This window comes from Chryseobacterium scophthalmum (genome assembly GCF_900143185.1).
Taxonomy (GTDB): domain Bacteria; phylum Bacteroidota; class Bacteroidia; order Flavobacteriales; family Weeksellaceae; genus Chryseobacterium; species Chryseobacterium scophthalmum.
On sequence record NZ_FSRQ01000001.1, the window covers coordinates 1,248,178 to 1,273,059 of the forward strand.

Sequence of the window (24,882 nt, forward strand, 5' to 3'; positions counted from 1 at the left end):
ATTTGAATTATCTGAGTTTTGCGCTTAAATAATTTAAATTAATTTTTATGAAAAAAAACTTTTTACTGCTCATCATTTTATTTGCTGTCAAGGCTCAAGCTCAAAATGAAACTGATGTAAATTCTTATCAGAAAAACAATGAAATTAAACTGAATATAATTTCTCCGTTATTGGGGGCCTTTGAAGTAGGCTTTGAACGTCACCTCAACAAAAATTCATCTCTGGGGATTTCTGCATTTAAGGTATATGAGCATACCTCAAATGATGATATGAATTACTATATTTCTCCCTATTACAGGTATTATTTTGGAAAAAAATATGCTTCCGGTTTTTTTGTAGAAGGATTTGGAATGCTCACATCCATTGATGGAAAAAAAATATATGCAGCAGACAACGTGACATTCTCTGAAGGTAAAGATGTTTATGATCTCGCATTAGGCGCAGGTTTTGGATGGAAACTGGTTACAAAGAAAGGGCTGATTTTTGAAGCCAATACAGCTTACGGAAAACTTGTTTTTAATGCAGATAAAACAGATCACACTCAGGTTATAAAGCTTGGACTGAGTATTGGATATCAATTTTAATATCAATTCTATCTAAAACATAACAAGGTTTTTTTCTGTAAAAGCAAGAGAATAAAATCTTACGATAATTTAAAAATATCGAATTATTAGGAATTTGAGAATTAAAACCATTATTTGGTTACATATTCCACAAAGCCCACAATTAGAATATTTTATCCTCTAACTGTGGGTTTTATTTTATATCAATTAAATTATTTTGAGAAATTTTAATTTATTGGAGAACATATTTTAATTCTTATCCCCAAATAAAATCACACGGTTGTTGTCTTTCTGCAATGACTCTTAATGATTTCGTTACATACAATCTAAGGAAACAACGCGGTTCAATCTTATATCTGGTGTTTCCATATATTTGAACTTCCATACCGTTACCCTTTTGATCGAAATTATAAATAACAATCTGTTGTTTAGGGTAAAGTTTATTAAAATTAACCCCCATTTCTACCTGTTCCCCAATAATATGGATCAATCTATTTCTATCGTCTACTTGAAGCGTAGTATAAGCATCTATATCATATTCGTGTGGATCTAATCTAATTGCATAATCTGATTCGTCGTTGATGATTTCGTCTCTGAGGTCAGCTGTTCTTCCATTAGGAATAAATATGGTATCTGGTTTTTCTTCCTCTGATTTAAAGTTTTTACTGGCTTTTACAGATCCTTCTACGGTTAACTTATCGTTTTTATTAGCTTCTCTCCCCATTCCGAAGAGTCTTCTTTTACAATTAAAATTTAAGCCATCAAACTTACCATACTCTGAACCATAAAAATAATACTCATCTTTTTTTGTTGCAACAAACCTTGTCAGTTGCTTATCTATAATACCTGAATCACCTCCAAAATAATCATCCGCAATTATTAAACCTGATCCTGTATTAGTTGTAAATTCAACATTTAATTGAATACTATTAGAAATTGCGTAGTTCCAGCTGTTAATATTAGCTTGACTAAAATGTCTGTCAGTCCAAATCTTTCTTTCTTTAAACCAATCTCCGGTATCAGACACTGTTTGGCTTAAGAAAAAATCTTCTTCGCTATTGCTTAAATCTGCCGGTCCTGTTATTCTCCATGCTCTGTAACTATCTGTCCATCCTTTAAGTATCAATGAAGATTGATATCCTCTACCCGATACTTCATGAAATAATGGTAAAAATTTATGGTTTAAAGCTTTATTTCCGGAATTAGGTACAAATGTACTTGAACCATCTGAATCAAGCCCATTACCCATAACTCTAGTATCTACTATACCTGTACCTATTCTAAGCCTGTCAAAAGATGAACCGTCTAGTTTATAGTATCTTGTATAGTCACCTTCATTATTATTAAAATTTAATACATCTGATAAAATACCGTTGTAAGCAAAATTCCAGTTATTAATATTACCTTGAGTAAGATTTTGTTTGTCCCATACTTCTACCCATCCACCATCAACACCATTTTCGAATCTTTTGTATCTTAGTGAATTAGTACCTCCTGTCATTTTCACACCAATCTCGCCATAATAACCACTCGCATTACTGTGAAGCATTTTAAGTCTAAACCACCAATCATTTGTAGGGTTTCCTGCACCAGTTCCTGAACTGTTTAAGTACCCCATTGCACTACCATAAGTAGCTTCTTGCAAATAACATGCACCAGCAGCATTAAATGTTTTACCGGGAATGTATGCGTTTATACTTAAACCATAGGATGTATGAGCCCAAGTATCTGTTGCATTAGAACCAGCTCGTAAAGCATAATTTTGGGCTAAAAATGATGGTGTTGTAAAATTATTTAATACCCAATTTTGCGTGGCAATATTTATATTAGTATTATTAGTATGTTTAAAATATGGTGCATTATTAACATTACCTCCTCCAAAACCAATACCTGTAGCATTTTCTAAATTGTTAACTTTATTAATTGTAACATCATTAGCATATTCCTTTGTGGCAAGGTAAACTGCACCTGTTGTAGAATGTTGCATAAAAGGTAAATCTTCATTACTAGAGCCAAACCCCACACCTGTAACACTATCAACATTATTTACTTTAGAAGTTAATTGATTTATAACCCAATCTCTATTTGCCACAGTTTTCCAATCGGTCCAAGTAGTTCCACTATGGCGGTCTCTAACATAAGTTAATCCGGCATCATCTCCTATTAAATCAAATTCTTGTCTAATCCAATCATTTGAATATCTTTTTACCGTTACTGTCGCAATACCGTTTTGTGGCGAATTTATCCACTGATAACCATAATAAATCCCTTCTAAAGATAAATCATTTAGGTCAGTGGTTGTCCCTACTGTATTTTTTTTAGGAAAATAATTATTTAATTTACTGTTTAATTGACCAACATTTACAGCATGACCATTTAATGTACCTGTTGGAATTACAGGACTTTGAGCAAATGTATTGATGTTAGTAAAAGTCTGTGTTCCATTCAGCATAGCATAATTACTTAACTGAGAATTTAAAATAGACTGCGTTAAGTAACTAGCATTATCTAAACTACCATCTGCCTTTAAAAAGTGGGCGGCAGTACCGCCCACAACTCTATAGCCTTTAGAAGTGCTATAAAATGCATATTTTGTGTCCATATTAAATGTCTTTACGGGTTACTGTTATGGATACAGTATTAGGTAAAGCAGAATCAAATTCAATATCTATTTTATTCGGGTCGGTTAATTTTATTCTGCCTTCTATTTTGTAAAACGTTACCGTATCATACATTGCAACATCTACATTTCTAGTTCCTAAGTTGTGCGCTATACTCGCAGTTCCGGAGATAGCAGTAGTGTATGAACTTACAATATTAGTTCCGGCAGTTACTCTACCTTTAGCATCTACTGTAACTTGATCATAAGTTCCGGCAGCTACTCCTGTTGAAGCTAATGTCAATGCTGAGGTAACATTTGCTGAACCATCAAAAGTTGTTGCCCAAGTAGCGTCACCTGAAGCAGCAATTGTTCTGGGTGTTGTCAATTTTGCAGCCGATCCTGTTGTATTGATTGCTGCAGTTCCTGTAAGTAATGTCGCAGGAACAGCCGTAATAGGAATTGTTACATTTCCAGTACCGTCAATTGTTTGTACCGTTGCTGTAACTCCGGAAAGAGTAATCGTTCGTGGTGCAGCCCATTTTGTAGCGGATAGAACATTTTTTGCAGCATCTGCAGTATTATCAACATTACTTAAGCCTACATGAGATTTATTTAAAACCACAACACCCGTTAATCCATTCACAGAATCTACAGCTCCAGAAGTAATATAAACAAACGTTGTTCCTGTCCATCTGTAAGTTTTGTTAGTATCGAGAGATACATAAATTTTACCCGTTTCTCCGGCGATAAGGTTAGTATAGGCTGCTTCTTTGTAGAATTTTCCGTCAGCAGTTTTATAATATCCTTCTAAAACATCATCCACGTAAGATGGCAATTGAGATGCAGGAACCTGACCCGATGCATCCAATGAAGCAACTCCATTCGCCGCTCCTTTTTGTGATAAAGGAACATAATTTGCCAAATCTGCTAAGGTCGGCATCGAGCCTAAACTTACCGTAATTCCGTTAGCCGTTTGAGTAATTCCCGTAACCACATTTCCTGTACCTGAAGTAGTAACCGGTAATGAAAATGAAGTACCTGTTAATGTCAAACCATTACCCGCACTGTAGGTTGTATCTGTAGAAACTAATGTAATTGTACTCCCGGTTTGGTTAATCGCCATATTAGCTCCTGCTGCAAGCGTTACATCACCGGATACCAAAGTTCCGGATGCACCACCTTTCAGACGGGTAATCGTATCTGGTGTTGTAAATGCTCTGTTTGCTGACAGATCATAAGCTGTACCGTTAATGGTTAAAGTTCGTGTTTTTGGCACATAATCTAACGGATTTAAATTTCCATCATGCCAAAAAGAGTTGATTGGTCTTGTACTTCCTCCTGCGGTTAAAATGTCATTGTCTGTTTTTCCTTCGATTTTGTATCCAACAGAACTTCTGTAATAAGCGTATTTAATGTCCATAATTATATTTTTTTAATGGTTAACTGAATTATATTGGGTGGTACAGAATCAAATAGCACTTCAATAGTATTAGTGTCTATTCTTCTCACCTTGAGGGGCACTGTAAACATAGTAACAGTGTCGTAAGCATCAATCACAAAGCTAAATGTATCAAGATCATGCTTTATCCTAGAGTCCCCCCTAACTCTCTCTTCATATTTATTTTTTTCGGAATTTGTTACGTCTTCGAGACTTTTAATTTTATCATACACCAAATCATTAAACTGGTTTTGAAAAGTGATTGCACCCCAGTTTGAATACATTCCAACAAGATTGATGTTATCATCCGAACCATTTCTGGCAATCTCTTCTTTAAGCCATTCTATCTGTTCCCTGTTTTCTTTGATATAGCCTACGATTTCCCGAATTTCATCAAGATTGACGTCATTAGAGTCTAGTATTTCGTTGATTTTGGCAATATATTCAAGCATTTCATCATCTTTTGCCTGAAATAGATTCACAATTTCTCCGATTTGCTCTTTTGTATAGACATTTCCAATCCCCTCGCTCCCATCTATTGTGGCTGCGAATTTGATTTTTAATTTTTCTTTCCATTCTTCTACATTGGATGCAGTAAGGTTGGATGCATTAAGTTTTGCGAGCACTAAATGATGCGCGCTATCGTCTTCTAAATGATTTGTAAAAGTTGTGGTGGATATTTTTTTTTGAAAAGCTTCATTTAAGCCCATCACCTCATCCATTTTGATTTTTTCATCTAAATGGCGGAATGAAGAAAAGACCTGCCGAAATTGATATTCTGTGGGAACATCACCTTTTTCAAACCAGCTGAAAATTATATTTAATGGTGTACTCATTTGATTGTTAAAAATTAGTTTTGATACAATTGATAATTTGGGAAAGGTCTCTATTTTTGATAGATTGATTGCCCCTAAATGGAATTCTAGATTATTTGAGCGACTCTTGATTTCATCCCTACTTTATCATACTATCAGTTAGTAAACTATTGATATGGTTGTCGCCTTAGAAAAACATATATTTTGTCAATGTTTTTGTAATTTTATTTCCTGCCAACTACATTCACCTACATTTTTTTCTATAATGCTTTTTTGATTACTTCCTTGAGTATAATATTTTTTGAATTCAATGATTATTCACATTATTTAGAGTTCAAATTTCATGTTTTTATAGCTTTTATAAAAGTTTTTTGACCTCTCTATTCTGTAGTTGCAGTAACCTTTATTTTTCTGAAATCGGATGATAGTATTTTATAATTTGACTGTTCAAAATTCATTTTTTTTTAGTTCTTAGGAAAGTTTTTTGGCCTCTCCATTCTGTAGTTGCAGTACTTAAAGTTTCAATATTTTATGAAATTGACATTCTTATATGTAAGATTTGCAATCAGATGATCAATCATTTTCTGAAAAACAATTATTTCATCTAAAAGAGGAATACCTCTCTCGGGAATGCAACACAAAACCCACAATCAGAAGACTGTTGCCTTTATGATAAATTAAATTATCATGAGATGTTTTTAATTTATTATAGGGAATTTTTACTTCTTAAGTTAGATGTCATATTATCTTACTCTCAAACAAAAGCACAAACAGTCTGTAATAAAAAATGAAAAGCTATAAAAACAAAAGCCGGAGCAAAAAAGTTTCTGCTCCGGTTTAATTATTTATTTTTGTCCTAAGATCTGTATCGTATTTTCAGGATGAATCATAAATCTCTGTTGGGGAAATAAGTTATAAAATTTATCATCTCTTAATTAATTTCTTCTGTTTCTACCTCGATATCAATTTCTTCAAAATCATCAGGAGTTTCCTTAATTGGTTTTTCGAGACTTATTCCGTCTAGATAGTAAGTAGTTCCCAAATAGATTTCATCGCCAAAAACAACTCCATCTATTTTTCTTTTAAAACATTTCCCTGGCTCCGCTTTAATTACGTTATCTGTATGTTTCATATATATTTTTATTAAGTTATTGGATAAATTTTTGCGGCAAAATAGCTCCAATTGGTTGCAGTTTTATAAGCAGAAACACTTGCTGCGGGTACATGAATTTCTACTGTATCTATTATTATTCCGTCAGCAACAAAGTTAGTTCCAACCAAAATAGGAGGTGTCGTTGCCAATACTTTAATTATTACTCTTGTAACGCCTAATTGGCCTGCAGCCGGGTACATAGGCATGCAGTAGTTTTCTATGTAGTTTATTGAAGCCGGAAGAATAATAGTAACTTCATTTTCTCCCTTAAGAGGCCTTAAAGTTAAACCGAACGAATCCATTCTTTCTAAACTCGTACACCCAGATAAATCAACAAGATTGGAAACAAGCTCTTCAACAATATAATTATTTACATGATTAGTAAGCATATTCGTGAAAATTCTCGTGATATAAGGAAGGTTATATTTCCCCGCTCTCGGATACATGTACTGAAATGAATTTGTTGTATAAATCTTAACATTCTTAAATAAATTAATATCGAAGTATTTTCCAAAAAATGGAATTTCGCCAAGCTCCTCTATCTTATCAAAATTTCCTACGATAGTAGAAAAAGAAGTGAAGCTAAAAGCATTGGAACCTATCTTCTTTATATTGGGAGGAAAAATAATACTTTCCAATTTATTTGAATTGAATGCTCTATCTCCAATTGTCTCCACATTCGTGAAAAATCTAAACTCATCAAAACTGTAAGAAAGCTCTCTCGAGGCATTAACGGATGTGTTGAAAGTGTCAGCAGGAATATTGATAACAGCTCTTGCTTCCGCAAAACTGAGTTCTCCATCACCGTTGGTATTAAAGACATTTAATAATGTAGCTTTCCTAATCGCACTCGAAATTTGAATGAAAGTAGCAACATTTGAAAATGTAAATTTAAAGTCCGGCCAATTAGCTTCCATAAAAGTTTTATCTTCTGCATAAATGTTTGTAAAAGTCCATTTTCCTTCAACAATTGAATGTGGGGTTGTATTACCCGAATCATCTATTCCTTTAGCATTTATAAGTGGAAAGAAATTTTCACTAGAAGTACTGCTTCCATTTAGATTGTTGATTCTCACTCTGCTCAAATTTTTTAGATATGAAACAATATTATTAACATTAATTAAAGGACAATCTTTAATTACAAGAGTTGTTATAGAACTTGCCGTAAAAGTTAAATTAGAATTGCTGATAAATTTCTGATTATCTAATATTAAAGTATTTGCAGTATCAGGAAGAATCAAAGAAGCAAGTAAACCACCTTTTGGCAATAATACCGACGATATTCCTGTTCCTGCAGCAGAAATTCTTTTAATACTTGTACAAGCTGTAAGATCTATTGACTGTTTTAGATTTGGACAATTCGTTACATCCAATTCTTCCAAAATTGTATTATTACCAATAAACAAGTTTCTCAAATTTTGATTTGAATAACCAGAAATTTGACTTCCAATTCGAAGCCTCGACAAATTCATCGCTTTTGAAACATCTAAAGTACCAAGATACTTTCCTGACAAATCTCCTAGATCTTTAATTGCAGATGCACCGTAAATAATAGTTTCTGTATCGTTAAAAGTAATAGCCGGAGATTGAACTAAGGAGGCAACATTTTTTCGCAATCTTGCCCTATTGATGTAAGAACCAAACTTAATTTTCGTATACCCGTCTTTCTGAGCCGTTAATAAAAAATTAGCATTTGGAGGAACTGCAGGCGTTCCCGAAGGTGTATAAAGTCTCATCGTGATATAATCAGAAGAGAAAGTAGATGTGTCATACTTTCCATCCATATATCTGAATCTATTTAATAACCAATAATTCCTGTGTGATTTTCTTGAGCCTTGTGCGGTGTATAAGTAACTTCCGTTCCCAGCAACAATCAAAGGATCTATATATTTATATTTCGCATCTTCATTGAAAATGCTTTCCGCCCATTTGTCAGATTCTAATGTGTTAAAATACGTATTGCACTTATCATACGTTAGAATTCCTGAAGTTCTCATTTGTTGATACAATGCGGTGATTTCAGTATCAAATGCAACTTCAACCAATTTCCAAAGCTCCGATAAGGCACCGTTCCAAACGAACCCACTACCAACCTGATCGTGCGCCTCTACCCAATAATCATACACATTGTGACCTTCATTATTAAGACCTAAAACCGTGTCATTATCATAAAAAATAAGATACCAACGATTGTTTCCTTCAGTGTCCGGATACATTGCAAACATCTGGTTTTTAGCGCGCTGATCGACCATTGCGAAAAACTCAGTGAATACATAATAAAACAGTAAAAATTGAATATTAAAATGATCTTTAGCTTCAGCTTTGAATTTTGTAGGATCATTTTTGCAACTCACGATCCAAGCATGCAAGGCTTCGAGATTGGTGGTATCTTCATTATCTTCCGGATATCTTCCTTCAAAATCATTTTTCCACAACTTCTTTCCTGAACCATCCACACTATGAAAATCTGTAGCAATAAATAATGTATTATCTGACGTATTGTTTAAAAATTCCCAGCATTCCTGACCACCTGTAAAACCAGTTGTTGCTTCATTCGATTTATCATTATTAAAATTATATTTCCCTAAGAAAATACGTTCAGCATCTGGTGTTGCGCGATGAAAAATAAGCATCGGAAAACCGTCCATTGTGGTTCTAATATTAGGATTTTCTAATTGTGGAGGAACCAAAAAGCCTAATTGATTTAAACTATCTTGAGCTAATCTTGCTAGACCGATGTTGTGAGAACCTGAAGATTCCATAAAATCAGCTTTAAAGGTAAAAGTCTTTTCGGCCAATGAATTATCACGAAGCTTGTATTTTGAAGAATTTAATTCACCATTTTTAAAACCTCCATTAAATTTGATTTTAAAGTTTTTTCGGGGATAATATTGTGATGATGTACCCTGAACATCAACACTCGCATTTACATAAGAAAACGATTTTGTAGGATCTTGCGCATTTTCATACTCACCAACAATTGTTTTTTTATCGCCTTTATAAGTTGGCAAATCTCCAACGATAGTTAAACATGGAATCGACTCCAAGCATTTATCGTAGGATAAATTTCCGAAGGCATCATACAGTTTATTTCTTTCGTAAATGTTGACTTTTTCAACCAGGTTATCCATGTCAGCAATGAAATTAGACAACATCTGATCGGCGTTTAGATTATTATTGTAAACTCTAATGTTGTATAAATTAATATTGCAATCACTGCTTCCAATGATAATGTTTTGAGGAGTTTGTTGTAAAAAGCTGTCTAGTGCATTATACTGATATAGAGAGGAAATAATTCCATTGATATACACAAAAACCAATCTTTGGTCTGCAACCTTTGTAACGACTACACTTACACGGATCCTTTCTTCTTCTTTGAAAAAGATCGAAGTTCCATCCTGCTCAGAACTGAACGAGAACGAATTTGAGGTACCAACAAATCCGACATTTCCATTTTTACATGAAAAAATAATACTTTCACTGTTTTTTATATCTGAAGTGGAAAATTCAAATTCTAATGTTTTACCACCTGTTTTAAAATCGTTATCAAAAATTTTGAAAGGAATCTCAACCCTTGCATTTCCGCTTACTTTTAAAGCCACAGACCCCTTTGGATCTTGAATCCAACCATTGGTGCTGAAATCAAAATCAGTAAGCGTACATGACAAGTTTTTGTATTTCCATTCGTTTTTGTTAGTTTCAGAATTACTTCGGTTTCGGCTTGATAAAAACAATTCTAAACCTAATGTTTCCGCTTCTACCTGAATATCGAAAGCAGTAACAATCACTGAAGTATTTTTCGTTACAGCACCACATTTCAAAGTCACCATGTGATTCCCTGCATCAGTAAAAGTATAAGTGAACTTCTGCAAACTTCTATTCACCAATAATTCAGAAACCTTAACTCCATCGATCAAGATCTCAACATCGCTATAATTTAACGATGGTGAATACACCAGATATTCAATTGAAGCTGGAGAATATTGATTTGCCACAACATTATTTGCTGACGAAACCAAAGGCGTTAAATCCCCTGCCACAACGCAGATAATATCCGTCAAAACATGATTACTTTCGATGACTTCACCGGATAAATCAGCAGTCATATATGCTTCTAAAATATGAACTCCGTGCGACTGTGCAGGGATCTCATAAAGAAGCTCTTTGTTATTAATTGAAGTAACTACTGGCGGAAGATCTGATCCATTTAATTTGAAATGAATCGTCTTCTCGACATTACCGGTTGGGACATATCGGAAAATGATTGGTCCCGAATTAATAGTGGTCTTGTCGTATGTAGTACTTAAAGCGAGTGCTATTGTTTGAATATCATATTTTAATTTCCTGTTATTTCCATAACTGTCTGTTATACTAAGAGTAATGGTATTATCTCCCGCCAAAATAGATGACGTGATATCTATCTCATTGACTCCCTGGTCAATGTTTTTATTAAATAGGATCGTGTTTCCTTTTAAAATACTCGCAGTTCCCCCGCCAGTCTCACTACCCTCAATGCTGTCGATGGATGACCACGAAAAAACTATTTTAACTTCACTTCCAAATGATCTTACGAACGATGTGGGTATTTCAGATTTTGCGCGGAAAACAATTCCATTGGCTCCTCCGCTTCCCCCATCACCTGTTCCATATTCACTTTCTGACTTTTCTCCTAAAGCTGAATATGCGATCTGTTTAATGATCTTTCCGTCTTCATTCTTAATGAAGAACATGGCGGGATAAGTGAAATTATCTGCAACTTCTTTATCTGACCTTTCATAATTTGTGAAATAAATTCTTCCTGTATATCTCATTTTAATCTTCTTGTGTTAAATCAATAAAACCATCTGCTCCACCTCCAGGTATATTAACCTCAAGAACAGACCAAACAAAACCGTCAAAGGAAATTATCCCGAAATTTTCAATCGTAACTCCTGAAGCATTTTCGTAGACTCCACTCCCTGCCCAAAACCATTTTGATGATCCCGGCTTAACAATAATATTATCAGTAGGCCTTAAAATTCCTCCAAAGGCAAAATTTGCTCCTGAACCTTTAAGCAATTCTATCTGCTTCCTGTTTTCTTTGATATAGTCTACGATCTCCTGAAGTTCATCAAGGTCATCATCATTAGAATCTAGTATTTTGTTGATTTTTGCGATCAGCTCAAGCATTTCATTATCTTTTGCCTGAAGTATATTTACAATTTCCTCGATCTGTTCCTTTGCATAGACATTTCCGTTCTCTTCACCATCGTCTATAGTGGCAGCTAGTTTGATCTTTAATTTTTCTTTCCATTCTTCTACATTCCTAGCAGAAAGATTGGATGCATTAAGTTTTGCGAGCACTAAATGATGTGCGTTTTCATCTTGCAGATGATTTGTAAAAGTTGTGCTGGATACCGTTTTTTGAAAAGTTTCATTTAAACCCATTACCTCATCCATCTTGATTTTTTCATCTACATGACGGAATGAAGAAAAGGTCTGCTGAAACTGATATTCTGTGGGCATATCACCCTCTTCAAACCAGCTAAATATTGTTTTTAATGGTACTTTCATTATTATTTTTGAAAATTATTTTTGATACAATTGATCATTTGAGGGAAAGTCTCTTCTTGATGGACTTATTGTAGTTAAATAGAATTCTACTTTTTTTTGAGTAATTATTGATTTCCGCCCTCTTTATCGTACTATCAATTAGTGAATTATTAATAGGGTTGCCACCTTAGAAAGTATATATTTTCACAATGTTTTTTTGTAATTTTATTTTAAATCAACTACATTCTCTTACATTTTTTCTATACTGCTTTCTTGGTAACTTTTTTTGACTCCAATGATTATTCACATTCTTTAGAGTTCAAATTTCCTGTTTTTATGGTTTTTATAAAAGTTTTTTGACCTTGCTATTCTGTAGTTTCAGTAACATGTATTTCTGAGAAATAATTATTTCATTCAGAAGGAAACCATCTATTTTATGGTGATAGTATACAGAACCCACAATCAGAAAATCGATGTCTTCTCACTATGGGTTTTATGACAAAAGCATGTTTCAATTTTAATAGTTAGTAATCGCAAAGGCGCAATTTATAGTCTAAAATGTTTTAGGGCGCAAGGATTTTATCTACAATAAAATTTTAACTGCTTTATTTCTAAATTCTTTATAATGTTTTTTAGTCACACTGAGCGAAGTCTAAGTGTTTTGCGCCTTAAAAATAAAAAATTACGCCTTTGCGTTTCCAACAAAATAGTGTTTTATAGAAGTTTAAATAAAAATTAAATTAGAGAGAGTTTTCTTAATTAGATGTCATATTGCTTTGTATCAACAGGTTTTGCATCAAATCTGAATCCTTTATTAGCGGCTATACCTGTTACTTTACAAAAAGCTGGAACCTTAAACATTGTACCTACATTACCATGAGTTACTTCTATATCACTGTCACTGTCATTAAAGATCTCAATTCTTTGTCCTAATATTGGTTTGTCTGGTAATCTTACAGGATTTCTTGTTACAATATAAATATGAGCATTTCTCGAACGCCTTACATCTCCATCTGCATTATACAGAGGGTTAAGAACTAATTGCCTAGAATTGTGATCAAAGTCAACAGTATCTACTGATAGATCTCCGGCTAATTGAACTTTATCTTCATCATTACCGATCTCTCTTCCGATACCAAGTAACTTTGCATCAAAGTGAATATTTAATCCTTCAAATCCATTAACTGATGAACCATATTTCAGATATTCATTTATTCTACCAGCATAAAATCTATCATTACTTAAATCTACTAATCCTACTTCTCCCCCAATAAGATCTTCTTCCAAAGCTATTAAACCATAGCCTAAGTTATCCATTAGTCTAACACTACCAAACTGTGGAGCTTGACCAGTTCCTAAATATTGGTCAATATTATTTAGATAAGATAAATTGAAATGGGTATGTGAGCTTCCTCCTCCTGTTCCGGCATTCCATGAATTAATATTAGCTTGAGTTATATTAAATACAGGATGTGACTTAGGAATGAAATTAGTATTTACCCATACTTGTGTTGCGTAATTACCTGCTGAAATTCCGCCTAAATTATCCGAATTCCTTGCACTATCTACTCTAACCCCATAAGTTTCGGAGCCATTTCCTCCTACTAATGTTGGATAACTAGGAGTCCACGGTTGCTCTGCATCTACATTTGATTTTGAAGCACCCCAAGGAGTTGTACCACTTGAAATATCAAATATAGTATGCCCATTTCCATAATTATTCCAGGTCATTTCTCTTAGAACTCGTCTATTAGTAATCGCCGGTTGACCTACATAGTTCCAATGATAAGGTGGTGCTACATCTAATAACTGATTTAAGTTGACTGCATGATTTCCTAATGTACCATTTGGAATTACGGGACTTTGATTAAATGTATTGGTGTTGTTAAAAGTCTGTACGCCATTGAGTGTTGCGTAATTACCTAACTGGGTATTTAAAGATGATTGTGTTACATAACTTGCAGGGTTAAAATTGCCTGAATGCCATATCCATCTTGGATCATTCCATTGAGCAGCATCGCCATTTCTAGTTCTAAGCCCAAACCTATTACCACCATTTCCATATTCACCAAATAATTCTGTAGCGTAATAGCCACCTAATCCAGAAAAATTTATTACTGAGCCTGGTGAACCCGAACCCGCCCAAGAATAATCAAACCATGTCTTATTTACATTAGAATCAGATTGGTTGGCAAGACTACCTGAATGATTTATTTTATGATAATTAGCATTCGTAAATTCTTGAGTAGCTAATGCAACAAAAGGTGTATTAGAACCACTATTGCCATGATACATATAAGGATATTCTCCACCATCAAGTGTAGGATATTCTCCTGCTGAAAAACCAATTCCTGTTGCATTTTCTAGAGCATTGGCTTTGGAAGAAGGATTAAAATTGGTTGAATCCCAATTTGTTACATTAATATTAATAATGGGGATATAGCCTCTCAGAGACATATTAGTAGTATTAATACCTTGAGATAAGAATAATTTCTCAGCATTTGTAGGAAAATCTAATCTATTATACCAACCTATATTACTTTTAATATGTAAAGATGTTCCATAATAACTTTGGAAATATGTTGTAGCTGGGTCTCCAGCATGATAAGTAACTGAATTTGGATAAGTTGTTTCAGCTATTAAAGCATTATTATTTAAATCTCTTGCAGCTAAATATAAATCTGGATTAAAATTAACATTTGTCCAAGGTGTAGCACCATTTATAAAAACACCATCTTGAGCATTTAGTTGTAATCTTCCTGATGGAGCAACTATTCCAAATCCATCACCTCCTCCTCCTCCTACTGCTGAATTACCATCAGCACCTATATAAGCAATATCTTTGGTATCTCCAAAGTTTCTCCAAATAAGAAAATTTGAATCATTATTTAATCCTTTAAAACTACCTACTATACCTGTATTACTTTTTATATTTAAAGCACCAGTCATAGTATCACCAGCTTTATTTACTTTTGTATTTGGGTCAAAATTACCCTCATGCCAAATATTTCTATTTTTATATTTAAATAAAGAATCACTTACTGAAAGTGAAGTAGTTTCCTGCCAAGGTGTAGCACCCCAACCCATATATAATATGTTTACTTCACCATTATTAGTTAATGTACCTATACCAGCAATTCTATCAGTATTAGCTATATCATCCCACCATATACCTGATGCATTACCTCCAACATCACTTTGTTGTATTGTAATATTTCCTCTTGCATCAATTATACCTCCTTGTGTTAAATTACCACCTGATAAAGGTAAATAATTATCTAACTGACTTTGATTCACCTTGGCATTCCATTGGTCTGCAGAACCATAATTAGAAGTAACAATATTGCTATCAGGTTGTATTAATACTTTTTCATTATAAGTATTACCACCACCATTAGTTGATAACTCAAATGCATAACCTAAAGTGTTGTCACTACCACCTCTTTTATTACCTACTTTCCATATTGTGTTGTAGTGTTGATATTCATGTCCTGAAACAATTCCTGTATTACCTAAAGCCTGTCTAAATACATGTACATTATTTACATCATTTCCTAAAAATGAAACTGCTGATGTAGGTGCAAAGTTTTTATTAGCAATTATTGTTTGAGGTGTATTTATAGTGACATAGTTGATTAATTGATTTTGAAGCATAGGTATTGAAACAATACCTTCATTAGCTTTATTAACCCATTCATCAACATATCCTTGATTAAAATTTCCTGTATGCCAATAATCAATATAGTCTGTATATAGATTTGAATTTTGTGGACTACTTTGATACTGCCTAAAACCAAAACCATTCTTATTAAACATGATAAGATTTTGATTTCCTCCTGAACCATCTTGATAACCTCCAAAATGTAAAAAATCTGCATAAGGATAACTATTATTATTATCCCAAGATGTAAATCCATATTGAATTTTTTTTGAAGGTATATCACTTGGTGTAATAATTCTATCATCAGTATAATCAATATAATTATTACTTGCAAAATCGCTAACATTTTTGTGACCGCCACCACCTAACAGCACATAAGAATCATTAGAGCCACCTTTTATGAATTTAGCTGCATTTACATCAGTAAGTGAATCAGCATTAGCACTCATAAAATTAAATCCATTAGACCTAAAACTCAATGTGGCTGCATAAAATCCAGGTACATGAAAACTTAATGTAGGATATATACCATTAGTATTACTTCCTCTAAGTTCTAATAATGCTGTATCATAAGTATTACCTGTTCCTGGTCTAAAGACTTTTCTTGCTTCAATTTCTTGTGAAGTATTAATGGTAACATAACCTGTTAAATCAGTTGTTAGTGCAAAATCTGAAACAAGTTTATGACCACCTCCTCCTAAAAGTAAATAATTATTATCTGAACCTGATTTATAAAATCCTGCCGCACTAATAGCAGCTGTTGTACCAGTATCGTTTTTAAGAAATGCAAAATCATCTCCTGTGTAAACTATATTACCAACATCCACACCTTCTCTCCAAAATGCAATACCTGGGTAAGAACCATCTGTAGACCTTACACTTAATGAATGATTTTGTTCAGCGTAACCCCCAGATGTATAAAACCATTTTTTACCTGTAATATTATTCCAGGAAGAATCAGTTAATACGCCTAAATCGGTTGCTATTTCTGCATGCGTTCTTCTACTAATTTTTTTTGTAGTAGGGTTCCAAACCAACACAAAACCAGCATCGTTTGGAACACTTTTTACGATAATCTCGCCTTCAACGGAGACGTGATTATTAAAGTATTCTGGAGCTATCATTAATCTAATCTTGCGGTTAAGGTTATTCTGTATTCATTCGGTGTTAAAGGTGCCAAAACATCTATCTGTACATCATTTTCTGTAATTGGGACACAACTAACATTTATTCTTCTGTTATCTGCATTTCGGTAGCAGGTATAATCAACATTCCTGGTATTCCAATTATGATTAATGGGAAAAGTAACGGAAGAGCCATCTCCAATCAGCACTGTTTTAGATTTTATTTTTGCATCCAAAACAACTTTTGTAGATCTTGGAGTCATTGCTTTAAAGACATCAGATCCCGCAATAGCTTCAGCTTCTGTAGCAATTTGAATAAGCCCTTTCACTGTTTCTGTAGCATCTACAATGTCAGGAATGCCTTTTTCTATAATTTGATAATTTGCAGGAACATTGGTAGCGTTATCAATATTGGCAATAAGATGATCACCAATAGAAACAGGCTCATTCCCAACCCAGCCATTTGCTGTGATTACCCAAACCATACCCGTTTTGATGCTCGCTGATGTCATTGGTGACGGAACCGTCATTGAACCTTTGGTAGTTGAAGGAATATAACCTCCCGGCTGATAAATCAACGCTCCTGTAAGACTTTGTCCTATAAAGTTTTCGACATACGTTTTAATCTTATTTGATGACCATGTAAATGTATTAGACTTAGTGGCATCATTCAAGAAAATAGAAACAATATCTGCATTGGTAAGATTTCGGCCCGCTACTTTAATCACATGCCCTGAACTATTGGTCAAGATCTGACTCAGCAACAGAAGTCCGTTGGTCTGATCTGTCTGAAAAGGATTATTTGTAAGCGGATAATCAGGATGTACATAATTTTGAGCCAAATCAATCCACTCGGTTCCGTTCCATTGATGCAACTGACGTTTATAATCAATAATCCAACCTGCAGGTACATTATCTGTACTTGGAAGTGTATCAAAATATTGAAAACGGGTGCGTTTCAGTTCTCCAAAAAAATTATCCTGATGTGCGTTATTACTTATTATTGCGTTGTTGTTCATGGTTTTTTATTTTTTTATGGTTTAACTTTTAAAATGAGAATGTTAATGGGGTTAGGAAGATTTCCTAACATATTGATTTCTATGGTCTGGTTAGTTGCATAATCGTCAATATTTATTTTTTTACCCGTAACACTATCCCGGGCTTGAATAATTACATTTTCTGTTTCAAGAACATTGGAAAATACTGTGCTTTGGGTAATTTGTACCACTGCACTTGTAGGGGTCTGTGAGATCAGCAAAACTTTATCATAGATTTGCTTATTAAATTCCTGTTGATTTTTCGGGCTTTGCAACCAATCGTAGTCAAGTAATAGCTTTACTTTATCTTCTCTTGATTCTCCTATTGGAATAGCTTTTAAAGCTTCAATATCCTCACGGCTTTTTTTAATGAAACCGACTATTTCCTGAAGCTCATCCAAAGACAAATCATCAGATAACAGTTTCTTTTTAATACCTTCTATCTCCAATTCAAATGATTGAAAAACTTCTTTAAGGCCTTCGATATTTTCCTTAGGAATTAAATACTCTTTGTGATAAAACGATAAAAATGTTTCTTTAAACTGTGTTTGCGTCGGAAAATCTCCAGTTTCAAACCAACTGAAGATTGTATTTAATGGTGTACTCATTTGATGATTGAAAATTAGTTTTGATACAATTGATAATTAGGAAAAAGTCTGTATCATTCATAGGCTGATTACCTTGAATGAGATTTTATATTTTATCCCTCTTTTATCATCCTATCTATTAGTAAATTATTTGCATGGTCATCATCAAGAAAACCATGCATTTTATTGTATTGCGATAAGAATTAATCCTAAAATACCAATTACAGTTTTTAAAATTCTATTTTGCAAAAAACAAATCCGCTTCAGCTTTTCTTCTTCGGATCAAACCGTTTAAAGTCTTTCCTCCGGCGGTAGTATATCTCGAAGTAAACCAATCTTTAATGATTTCAGAATTTGCTTTTTTATTGATTAAAGAAAATAAAGTATCAGAACCTCCCGTATTGTAAGTATGCGATACTAAAGCATCAAATTGATTTTGTGTAAGCATAATTTTAATTTTATTCTTCACTATTTTTTCATACGTTGGTAAAACAGATGAAAATAATTCTGCTCCTTTTTCTTTGCTGATGGAAGGATCTTTCATGGTTACTTTTTTTCCACCCGGATAATACGTATTTCCATAGCCAATTGTCGGGATTCCTGCTGAATCCAGATAAGGTTTGGAACTGAATCCTTCAAATGATAAAATCAGATTGATTCCTTTTTGTGATGTTTTCATTTTTTAAAATATTTATAGATGAAAAAGATGAAGATTAAAAAAAAGATAACGATTGTAATGACAATCCAGGTTCCGGCTTGAGGACCATTCGCTTTTATTGTTTTTGTTTCTTCAAAAACTGCAGAATCAGCTTCTTTTATTCTTTCCCTTGAAACAGTATTGTGAGCCAAATCCTGAATAATATTGGTAAATTTTTCTTTTTTAACCTCCGATTTTTTATTGTCAACCTTTGTATAATGATTGTTGATCGAGTATTCTGCATTTCCAATGATCGAAATGCTTTGAATGGTGTCTTTGCCAACTACATTATGAAAAACAAAAGGATTGGATGGATCAGATTTTCCTGTAATCAATATTTCCCCGGATATTTCGTTTTTCTTTTCTTTTAACAATGCATCAACAGAGGTATTTTGAGCTGATTGTATATTTTTAACACTTACAGAATCTACTTTTACTTGTTCCGTTTCTTTTTTGTTTTCTTGATAAGTCGTTGTCATTTTATGTTTACTTCGGCAACACAATATGAGGCCACTGAATAAAATCAGCAGCAGAATTTTTGCTTTCATGAGCTTTATTTTTTTGAAATTATTAGGTTAAGAGACCAGAAACTGGAAGAGAGGATTTATTGTTTTTATAAAAAAATCCCCAAGTTTTTCATTTTTTTTAATAGTGACTTCATTCAAAATCTATTTAAACTTTTATAAAATAATATTTTGTTGGAAACGCAAAGGCGCAAATTCTTTATCTTTTTTAGTTTTTAAGGCGCAAAACACTTCGACTTCGCTCAGTGTGACTAAAAAATTTCGAAAAGGATTTAAAAATAAAACAATTAAAATTTTATCGCAGATAAAATCCTTGCGCCCTAAAACAGTTTATACTATAAATTGCGCCTTTGCGATTACCAACTATTAAAATTTAAACAAGCTTTCAATGTATTTGCTGTCTCTGCAAATTATAGGCTAAAACCATCCAACCTCGCTCTTCCAGCTTATTTTACGTAAATATTTTGTCTTCTTTCACGTATTCTTTTTTGATACTTTCTAAAAGCATCTCTACACTTACTTTGTAATCAGGAGCTTTCGATGCGATTGTTTTTAAACTAACATCTTGTATGACATTCATAATATTAGAACCGGTAAGTTCGTATCTTTTGGCAATTTGGTTTAAATTAATCTCTTCAAGCTGAAGTTGTTCCGGTAAATTTTGTTGCCAGATACGCAGTCGCTCTTCATGTTTTGGATTATTAAATTTGATGCAGCTGTGAAAACGTCTCGTAAAGGCTTTATCCATATTATTTTTAAAGTTGGATGCCAAAATAATAAGCCCTGAAAATGTTTCTATTCGCTGTAACAGGTAAGAAACTTCCTGGTTCGCATATTTATCATGAGCATCTTTTACAGACGTTCGCTTTCCGAAAATAGCATCTGCTTCATCAAAAAATAAGATCCAGTTTTTATTTTCGGCTTTATCGAATAATTTAGCCAATTGTTTTTCCGTTTCTCCGATATATTTTGAGACCAACATAGAAACATCAACCCTGAAAACAGGACGCTCCGTATATTTTCCTAAAAGACTCGCTGCAAGAGTTTTTCCGGTTCCCGGTTCTCCGTAAAATAACACTCTGAAACCCGGTTTGAGTTTTTTCTGCATGTTCCAATCTTCCATCAAGATTTGGCTGCTGTTGTACCAGTCTTCAATAGTTTGAAGTTCGTTTAACGTGATTTGAGGAAGTATTAAATCATTCCACGATCTATCGGTATGTAATAATTCTGCCGGGAAATCGTTGCTCATTTTTGGCAATAATTCTACTCCGAATATTAAAGTATTAAAAGCTTCCTGATGAACATTTAACTGGCTATTTATTGGCGTATGCTCATGAGCTGAACTTGAAAATGCAATAAGTTCTTCTTTAATTAAAACTGATTTTGGACTGAAATAATCCAGCACTTTCAATCGTTCTGAAATATTCTCTCCCCCTAAAATATATTGAACAGCCTGAATGGTAGGATTAAAAAGTCTGCCATTATCATTGCTCGAACAATAATCAAACAGTGTACTATTTGGAAATTCTAAAAAAATGCGTTTCAGCAATGACGGATCTAATCGCGGTAATAAAGCCATTAAAAGAATCACAACTTCCTGGTGTGTAAGCGCTTTCGCTGAAATATAATCTCCTAATTGAAAGCCTTCATGGTCGTTAGCTTTAAATTCGGGCGCTTCGGTATTAAAATCTTCTGAAGCATTATTGATACGCCATGTAATAACCTCTTCTAAATGAGTAAATAATTTTTGTATTTGTTCTGGTTCCATTGGTTTTTTAGTCTTTTTAATTTTTTAAAATTTACTCTTCTTCATCTCTTTAAATAAATTCTTTATCTTGGCTTTCTCTTTAATGCGTTGGTTAATCCTGTTTTGACCTTTTTAATTTTTAAAAACATTTACTAATTAGCCACTAAAAGTAAATGCAATTCATATTAGAAAGTCTTACCTAAACTGCCGAAACAGTCTTTTTAGAAAGTCTTTCACTTACTGGAATTCCTACTTTTTAAAGAATAAATCTTCCGTTTTCACGAAATCATTCTTTACTCTTGAAAGAAAATAATAGATCTTAAAAACTAAATCTATCATTCTGCTTCCTGGATGAAATTCTGGTGATCGTGCATCAGAAAATTCCAATATTTCAAAAGCAAAAGGCTTCCCGTTATAGAGCATCTTACTTAATTGAGGTATTTTATTGATGTTTCCACATTATTTGTGGTTTTCTTCAATAAACCTCAACCGAAAAGTTGCTCACCTATGAATAAAAATAACTTTTGTAACATCTCATTTTTCATTGTTTTTTTGTTGTTTTATTTTTGATAAAAAAAATTTACTCTTCTTTATTTGTGAATAAAAATAATCTTCACTTGAAAAGTATTTCACATTCCAGACTCTTACCTAAAATGTCAAAACATTTGTTTTGAAAATCTTGTACGATTGAGATTATATTTTTTATGAATTAATGATATAGTTGATTAAATCATCCTCATCTCGAGATCCTAAAATAATTTTTATATTAACCGGTTGTGATCTCAATTTTGTTCCATTAACATCAATTTCCAACAACATTTGAATAAGAGAATATGGTTTTCTATGATGTGTTGAATATTTAAACGAACCAGGTCTGGTAAATGTTCCTGATGGAGAAAACTCTTTGTAATCTACATTTGGTTTGAAATAATTAATAGGATTAAGGTCTATAACCATTTCATTAGACGTTACAGGATATTCAGATTGTCTGCCCCAAGATTCTGCATCCAAAGGAAGCTCCTGATAAAATCCTGCGCTTTTTTCATAACCGCTTTTAAGTGTTTTTTGTTGTTTGTAACGTTTTATGATAATCTTAGGTTGATATTTATCTATATCTAATTCAGTTAATAATTTTACGTTTAAACATTTATAAACAACATTTCTACTTAAAACATGTACATATTTATCTATTTGTTTTGGTTCTTTTTCTTCTAGATCTTCGATGTTTATATGTCCTCTGCCTGATTTTTCGATATCTTCAGCTATATAGAAATGATAAAATTTTTTCTTATTATTTCCTGACGCTTTTACATCCAATCCGAAATTAAATTCATTTAAGTGCACATAATTATCGATGAATCTGCCAAATTGAGTTTGTGTAGGGTATTTACCTGTTTCAAAATAGGTTTTCAGCTCCTCTCTTTGCGTGAATTTATTTTTTTCTCCCATGACATTTTTAATTTTTTTTATGATTTATGTTTTTAATATGCTTGTTTTCCGGAGCTAATTTCTTTATGATTTAAAGTTCAAAATTCATCTATTTTTTGTTCTTATTGAAGTTTTTCGGCCTCACTATTCAGTAGTTGCAGTAACTCTTATTCTTTTAATAATTAAACAATTTTTGATTTGATTCCACAGTTAATCTTCTTTATCCTTTCTGATAAATTTTTGTTTTCTGCTTTCTCTAAAAGCAGTAATTAAACATTTTTAATGTTTTAAAATCTTTGAAAATTGTATTTAGTTTATCACTGAAAAGAGTAATCCTTAATCGAAAGCAGTTGTTGTTAATGTACCATCATCTGCTACTGTGACTCTAAATCTATTACCAATAGGCGAAGTAAGTATAATACCTTTTGTAGAATCTGTAATTTCAATATCTTCAGTTCTTGTGAAGGAAGCATCAACGTAAGCTTTATCGACTAATGTTCTCTCAGTGAACTCTGGACGTTGAGAATAATCTTCAAGATAGTTTAATCCACCTTTTTCAATAGTAATTCCCGTACCGTAACCTGATGAATCAAAAACTCTTTGCATGCTTAAATATTCAGGGTAAGTTACTATACTAGAACTTTCACCAGTCTCTTTGTTTATTAAATATGTAGAAAATTGAGAATTTGGATCAATTGTTATGATATTACTTTCATCTGCATTATAAGCAGTATTATCTTTATCGAGAACTTTTTGTAATGTAGGTGTAGTTGCGTTTAAGCCAGTTTTATCAATCCAACCAAATTCACCATTTTCATTTCCTACATATACTTTAGTAAAGTCTGTATTATTTGTTGCATCTGTAATATAAGTAGGATGTATACTAAGTTTACCTCCTATTTTCAAACTTCTATCAACAAAGTCTCCACTAATTAAAGGAAGCGTTAAATCATGTCTTGATGTATCAACTTGAGAATGAATTACCAACTTATTATCTTGATTGCCTCCAAAAGGAGCATTAGCACCAATCACAACATTATTATTACCTAACACACCACTAGCATGGGTCGTATTACCGGAATTGTAACCTATAAATGTATTCAAATTCCACTCACTTGCGTTGCTGACTGCACCTAAATTATAACCTGCAAAAGAACCTACTAACGTATTTTTATTACCTCTTCTTATTTTATTACCTGAAAGACCACCAGCATACAAATTGTTATGACCATTTGTTTGGGAAAAACCAGTATTGTTTCCTAATCCTACATTTACATTGCCATCTACCAACGGAAAAAAAGAAGCATAACCTATTGCTGTGTTTGCTCCCCCAGTTGTTACTTTATTAAGTGCAAAATTACCAAATGCAGCATTGTAAAATCCGGTTGTTAGATTTGCCAAAGTCTGATTAGCTATTCCTGCATTTTCATATCCTGAAGTTTGTTTAGAAAGAACATTATAACCAATAGCTGTATTATATTTACCTGTTGCTGTTGTTGATTTCCCGGTTGTGAATAAATAAGACTCTGTCGGTATATCGTAGCATAATTTTGCATTATCATGAAACTTTATTTCCTTATTTGCAATATTTCCTCTACTCATTACATCTGATAATGTATCATTTCCACTTACATCAGGTAATTGAGAAGCTGGAACTTTGCCATCGATCAGATCTGCTTTTTTAGAAAAGTCATAATCAATTTTATCTGCAGCGAGCTTTTCTTCTTTATGCCAATAAGAGTCTTGCCATTCCCAGAACTCTTTCTGTGTAGGTCTATCTCCATTTTCGAATAATTTTTTTAATTCTTCTTTTGATTTCATATTGTAATTTATTTTGTTTTTAAGGAGGAAATTTTGAAAATTTAATTAGCTTAATTACTGAAAAATAAACCTTAACCGAAAGGTTATCCACATTGGAGAGCCTTACCAAAACGACCGAAGTTGTTTTTCTTGAAAGTCTTTCCCTAACTGGAG

General features: G+C 33.1%; 15 protein-coding genes. 1 reads left to right on the top strand and 14 read right to left on the bottom strand.

What is annotated here, in order from left to right:
* The first annotated feature begins 47 nt into the window (after positions 1-47).
* On the top strand, positions 48-584 hold the full coding sequence (locus BUR17_RS05725; RefSeq protein WP_074229368.1) for a DUF3575 domain-containing protein: 537 nt from the start codon (positions 48-50) through the stop codon (positions 582-584).
* A 235-nt stretch (positions 585-819) separates the two neighbouring features.
* On the opposite strand, the gene BUR17_RS05730 is transcribed toward BUR17_RS05725, so the two are convergent.
* The 14 genes from BUR17_RS05730 to BUR17_RS05795 all read right to left on the bottom strand — a co-directional run bounded on the left by BUR17_RS05730 (position 820) and on the right by BUR17_RS05795 (position 24,729).
* Positions 820-3,165: a pyocin knob domain-containing protein gene (locus BUR17_RS05730; RefSeq protein ID WP_074229369.1), complete on the bottom strand. Its 2,346-nt coding sequence runs from the start codon at positions 3,163-3,165 to the stop codon at positions 820-822.
* Between the two features lies 1 nt (position 3,166).
* Complete coding sequence (locus BUR17_RS05735; RefSeq protein WP_074229370.1) at positions 3,167-4,585, bottom strand: phage tail protein; 1,419 nt, start codon at positions 4,583-4,585, stop codon at positions 3,167-3,169.
* A gap of 2 nt (positions 4,586-4,587) precedes the next feature.
* Positions 4,588-5,439, bottom strand: coding sequence for a hypothetical protein (locus BUR17_RS05740; RefSeq protein WP_074229371.1), 852 nt, complete (start codon positions 5,437-5,439; stop codon positions 4,588-4,590).
* A 910-nt stretch (positions 5,440-6,349) separates the two neighbouring features.
* Positions 6,350-6,550, bottom strand: a complete 201-nt coding sequence (locus BUR17_RS05745; RefSeq protein WP_074229372.1) for a hypothetical protein — start codon at positions 6,548-6,550, stop codon at positions 6,350-6,352.
* An 11-nt stretch (positions 6,551-6,561) separates the two neighbouring features.
* Positions 6,562-11,382: a leucine-rich repeat protein gene (locus BUR17_RS05750; protein ID WP_074229373.1), complete on the bottom strand. Its 4,821-nt coding sequence runs from the start codon at positions 11,380-11,382 to the stop codon at positions 6,562-6,564.
* A 1-nt stretch (position 11,383) separates the two neighbouring features.
* Entirely contained in the window at positions 11,384-12,124 is a 741-nt protein-coding gene (locus tag BUR17_RS05755) for a hypothetical protein (protein ID WP_074229374.1), read from the bottom strand.
* A gap of 738 nt (positions 12,125-12,862) precedes the next feature.
* Positions 12,863-16,888 carry a hypothetical protein gene (locus tag BUR17_RS05760; protein ID WP_074229375.1) on the bottom strand — a complete coding sequence of 1,342 codons (4,026 nt, stop codon included), beginning with the start codon at positions 16,886-16,888 and terminating at the stop codon, positions 12,863-12,865.
* Positions 16,888-17,907: a hypothetical protein gene (locus BUR17_RS05765; RefSeq protein WP_074229376.1), complete on the bottom strand. Its 1,020-nt coding sequence runs from the start codon at positions 17,905-17,907 to the stop codon at positions 16,888-16,890. The genes BUR17_RS05760 and BUR17_RS05765 overlap by 1 nt, the downstream gene beginning before the upstream one ends.
* A gap of 14 nt (positions 17,908-17,921) precedes the next feature.
* The gene (locus tag BUR17_RS05770; RefSeq protein WP_074229377.1) at positions 17,922-18,533 is read right to left on the bottom strand and encodes a hypothetical protein; all 612 of its coding nucleotides are present in this window, start codon (positions 18,531-18,533) and stop codon (positions 17,922-17,924) included.
* Between the two features lie 217 nt (positions 18,534-18,750).
* On the bottom strand, positions 18,751-19,191 hold the full coding sequence (locus BUR17_RS05775) for a lysozyme (protein WP_074229378.1): 441 nt from the start codon (positions 19,189-19,191) through the stop codon (positions 18,751-18,753).
* Positions 19,188-19,688 (bottom strand): hypothetical protein, encoded by a 501-nt coding sequence (locus BUR17_RS05780; protein WP_074229379.1) that lies wholly within the window; start codon positions 19,686-19,688, stop codon positions 19,188-19,190. Before BUR17_RS05780 ends, BUR17_RS05775 begins: the two co-directional genes overlap by 4 nt.
* Before the next feature lie 496 nt (positions 19,689-20,184).
* Positions 20,185-21,501, bottom strand: a complete 1,317-nt coding sequence (locus BUR17_RS05785; protein ID WP_084550429.1) for an ATP-binding protein — start codon at positions 21,499-21,501, stop codon at positions 20,185-20,187.
* Positions 21,502-22,182: 681 nt separating this feature from the next.
* Positions 22,183-22,929 carry a hypothetical protein gene (locus BUR17_RS05790; protein WP_074229380.1) on the bottom strand — a complete coding sequence of 249 codons (747 nt, stop codon included), beginning with the start codon at positions 22,927-22,929 and terminating at the stop codon, positions 22,183-22,185.
* 315 nt (positions 22,930-23,244) lie between these two features.
* Positions 23,245-24,729 (bottom strand): hypothetical protein, encoded by a 1,485-nt coding sequence (locus BUR17_RS05795; protein WP_074229381.1) that lies wholly within the window; start codon positions 24,727-24,729, stop codon positions 23,245-23,247.
* Between the last annotated feature and the right edge of the window lie 153 nt (positions 24,730-24,882).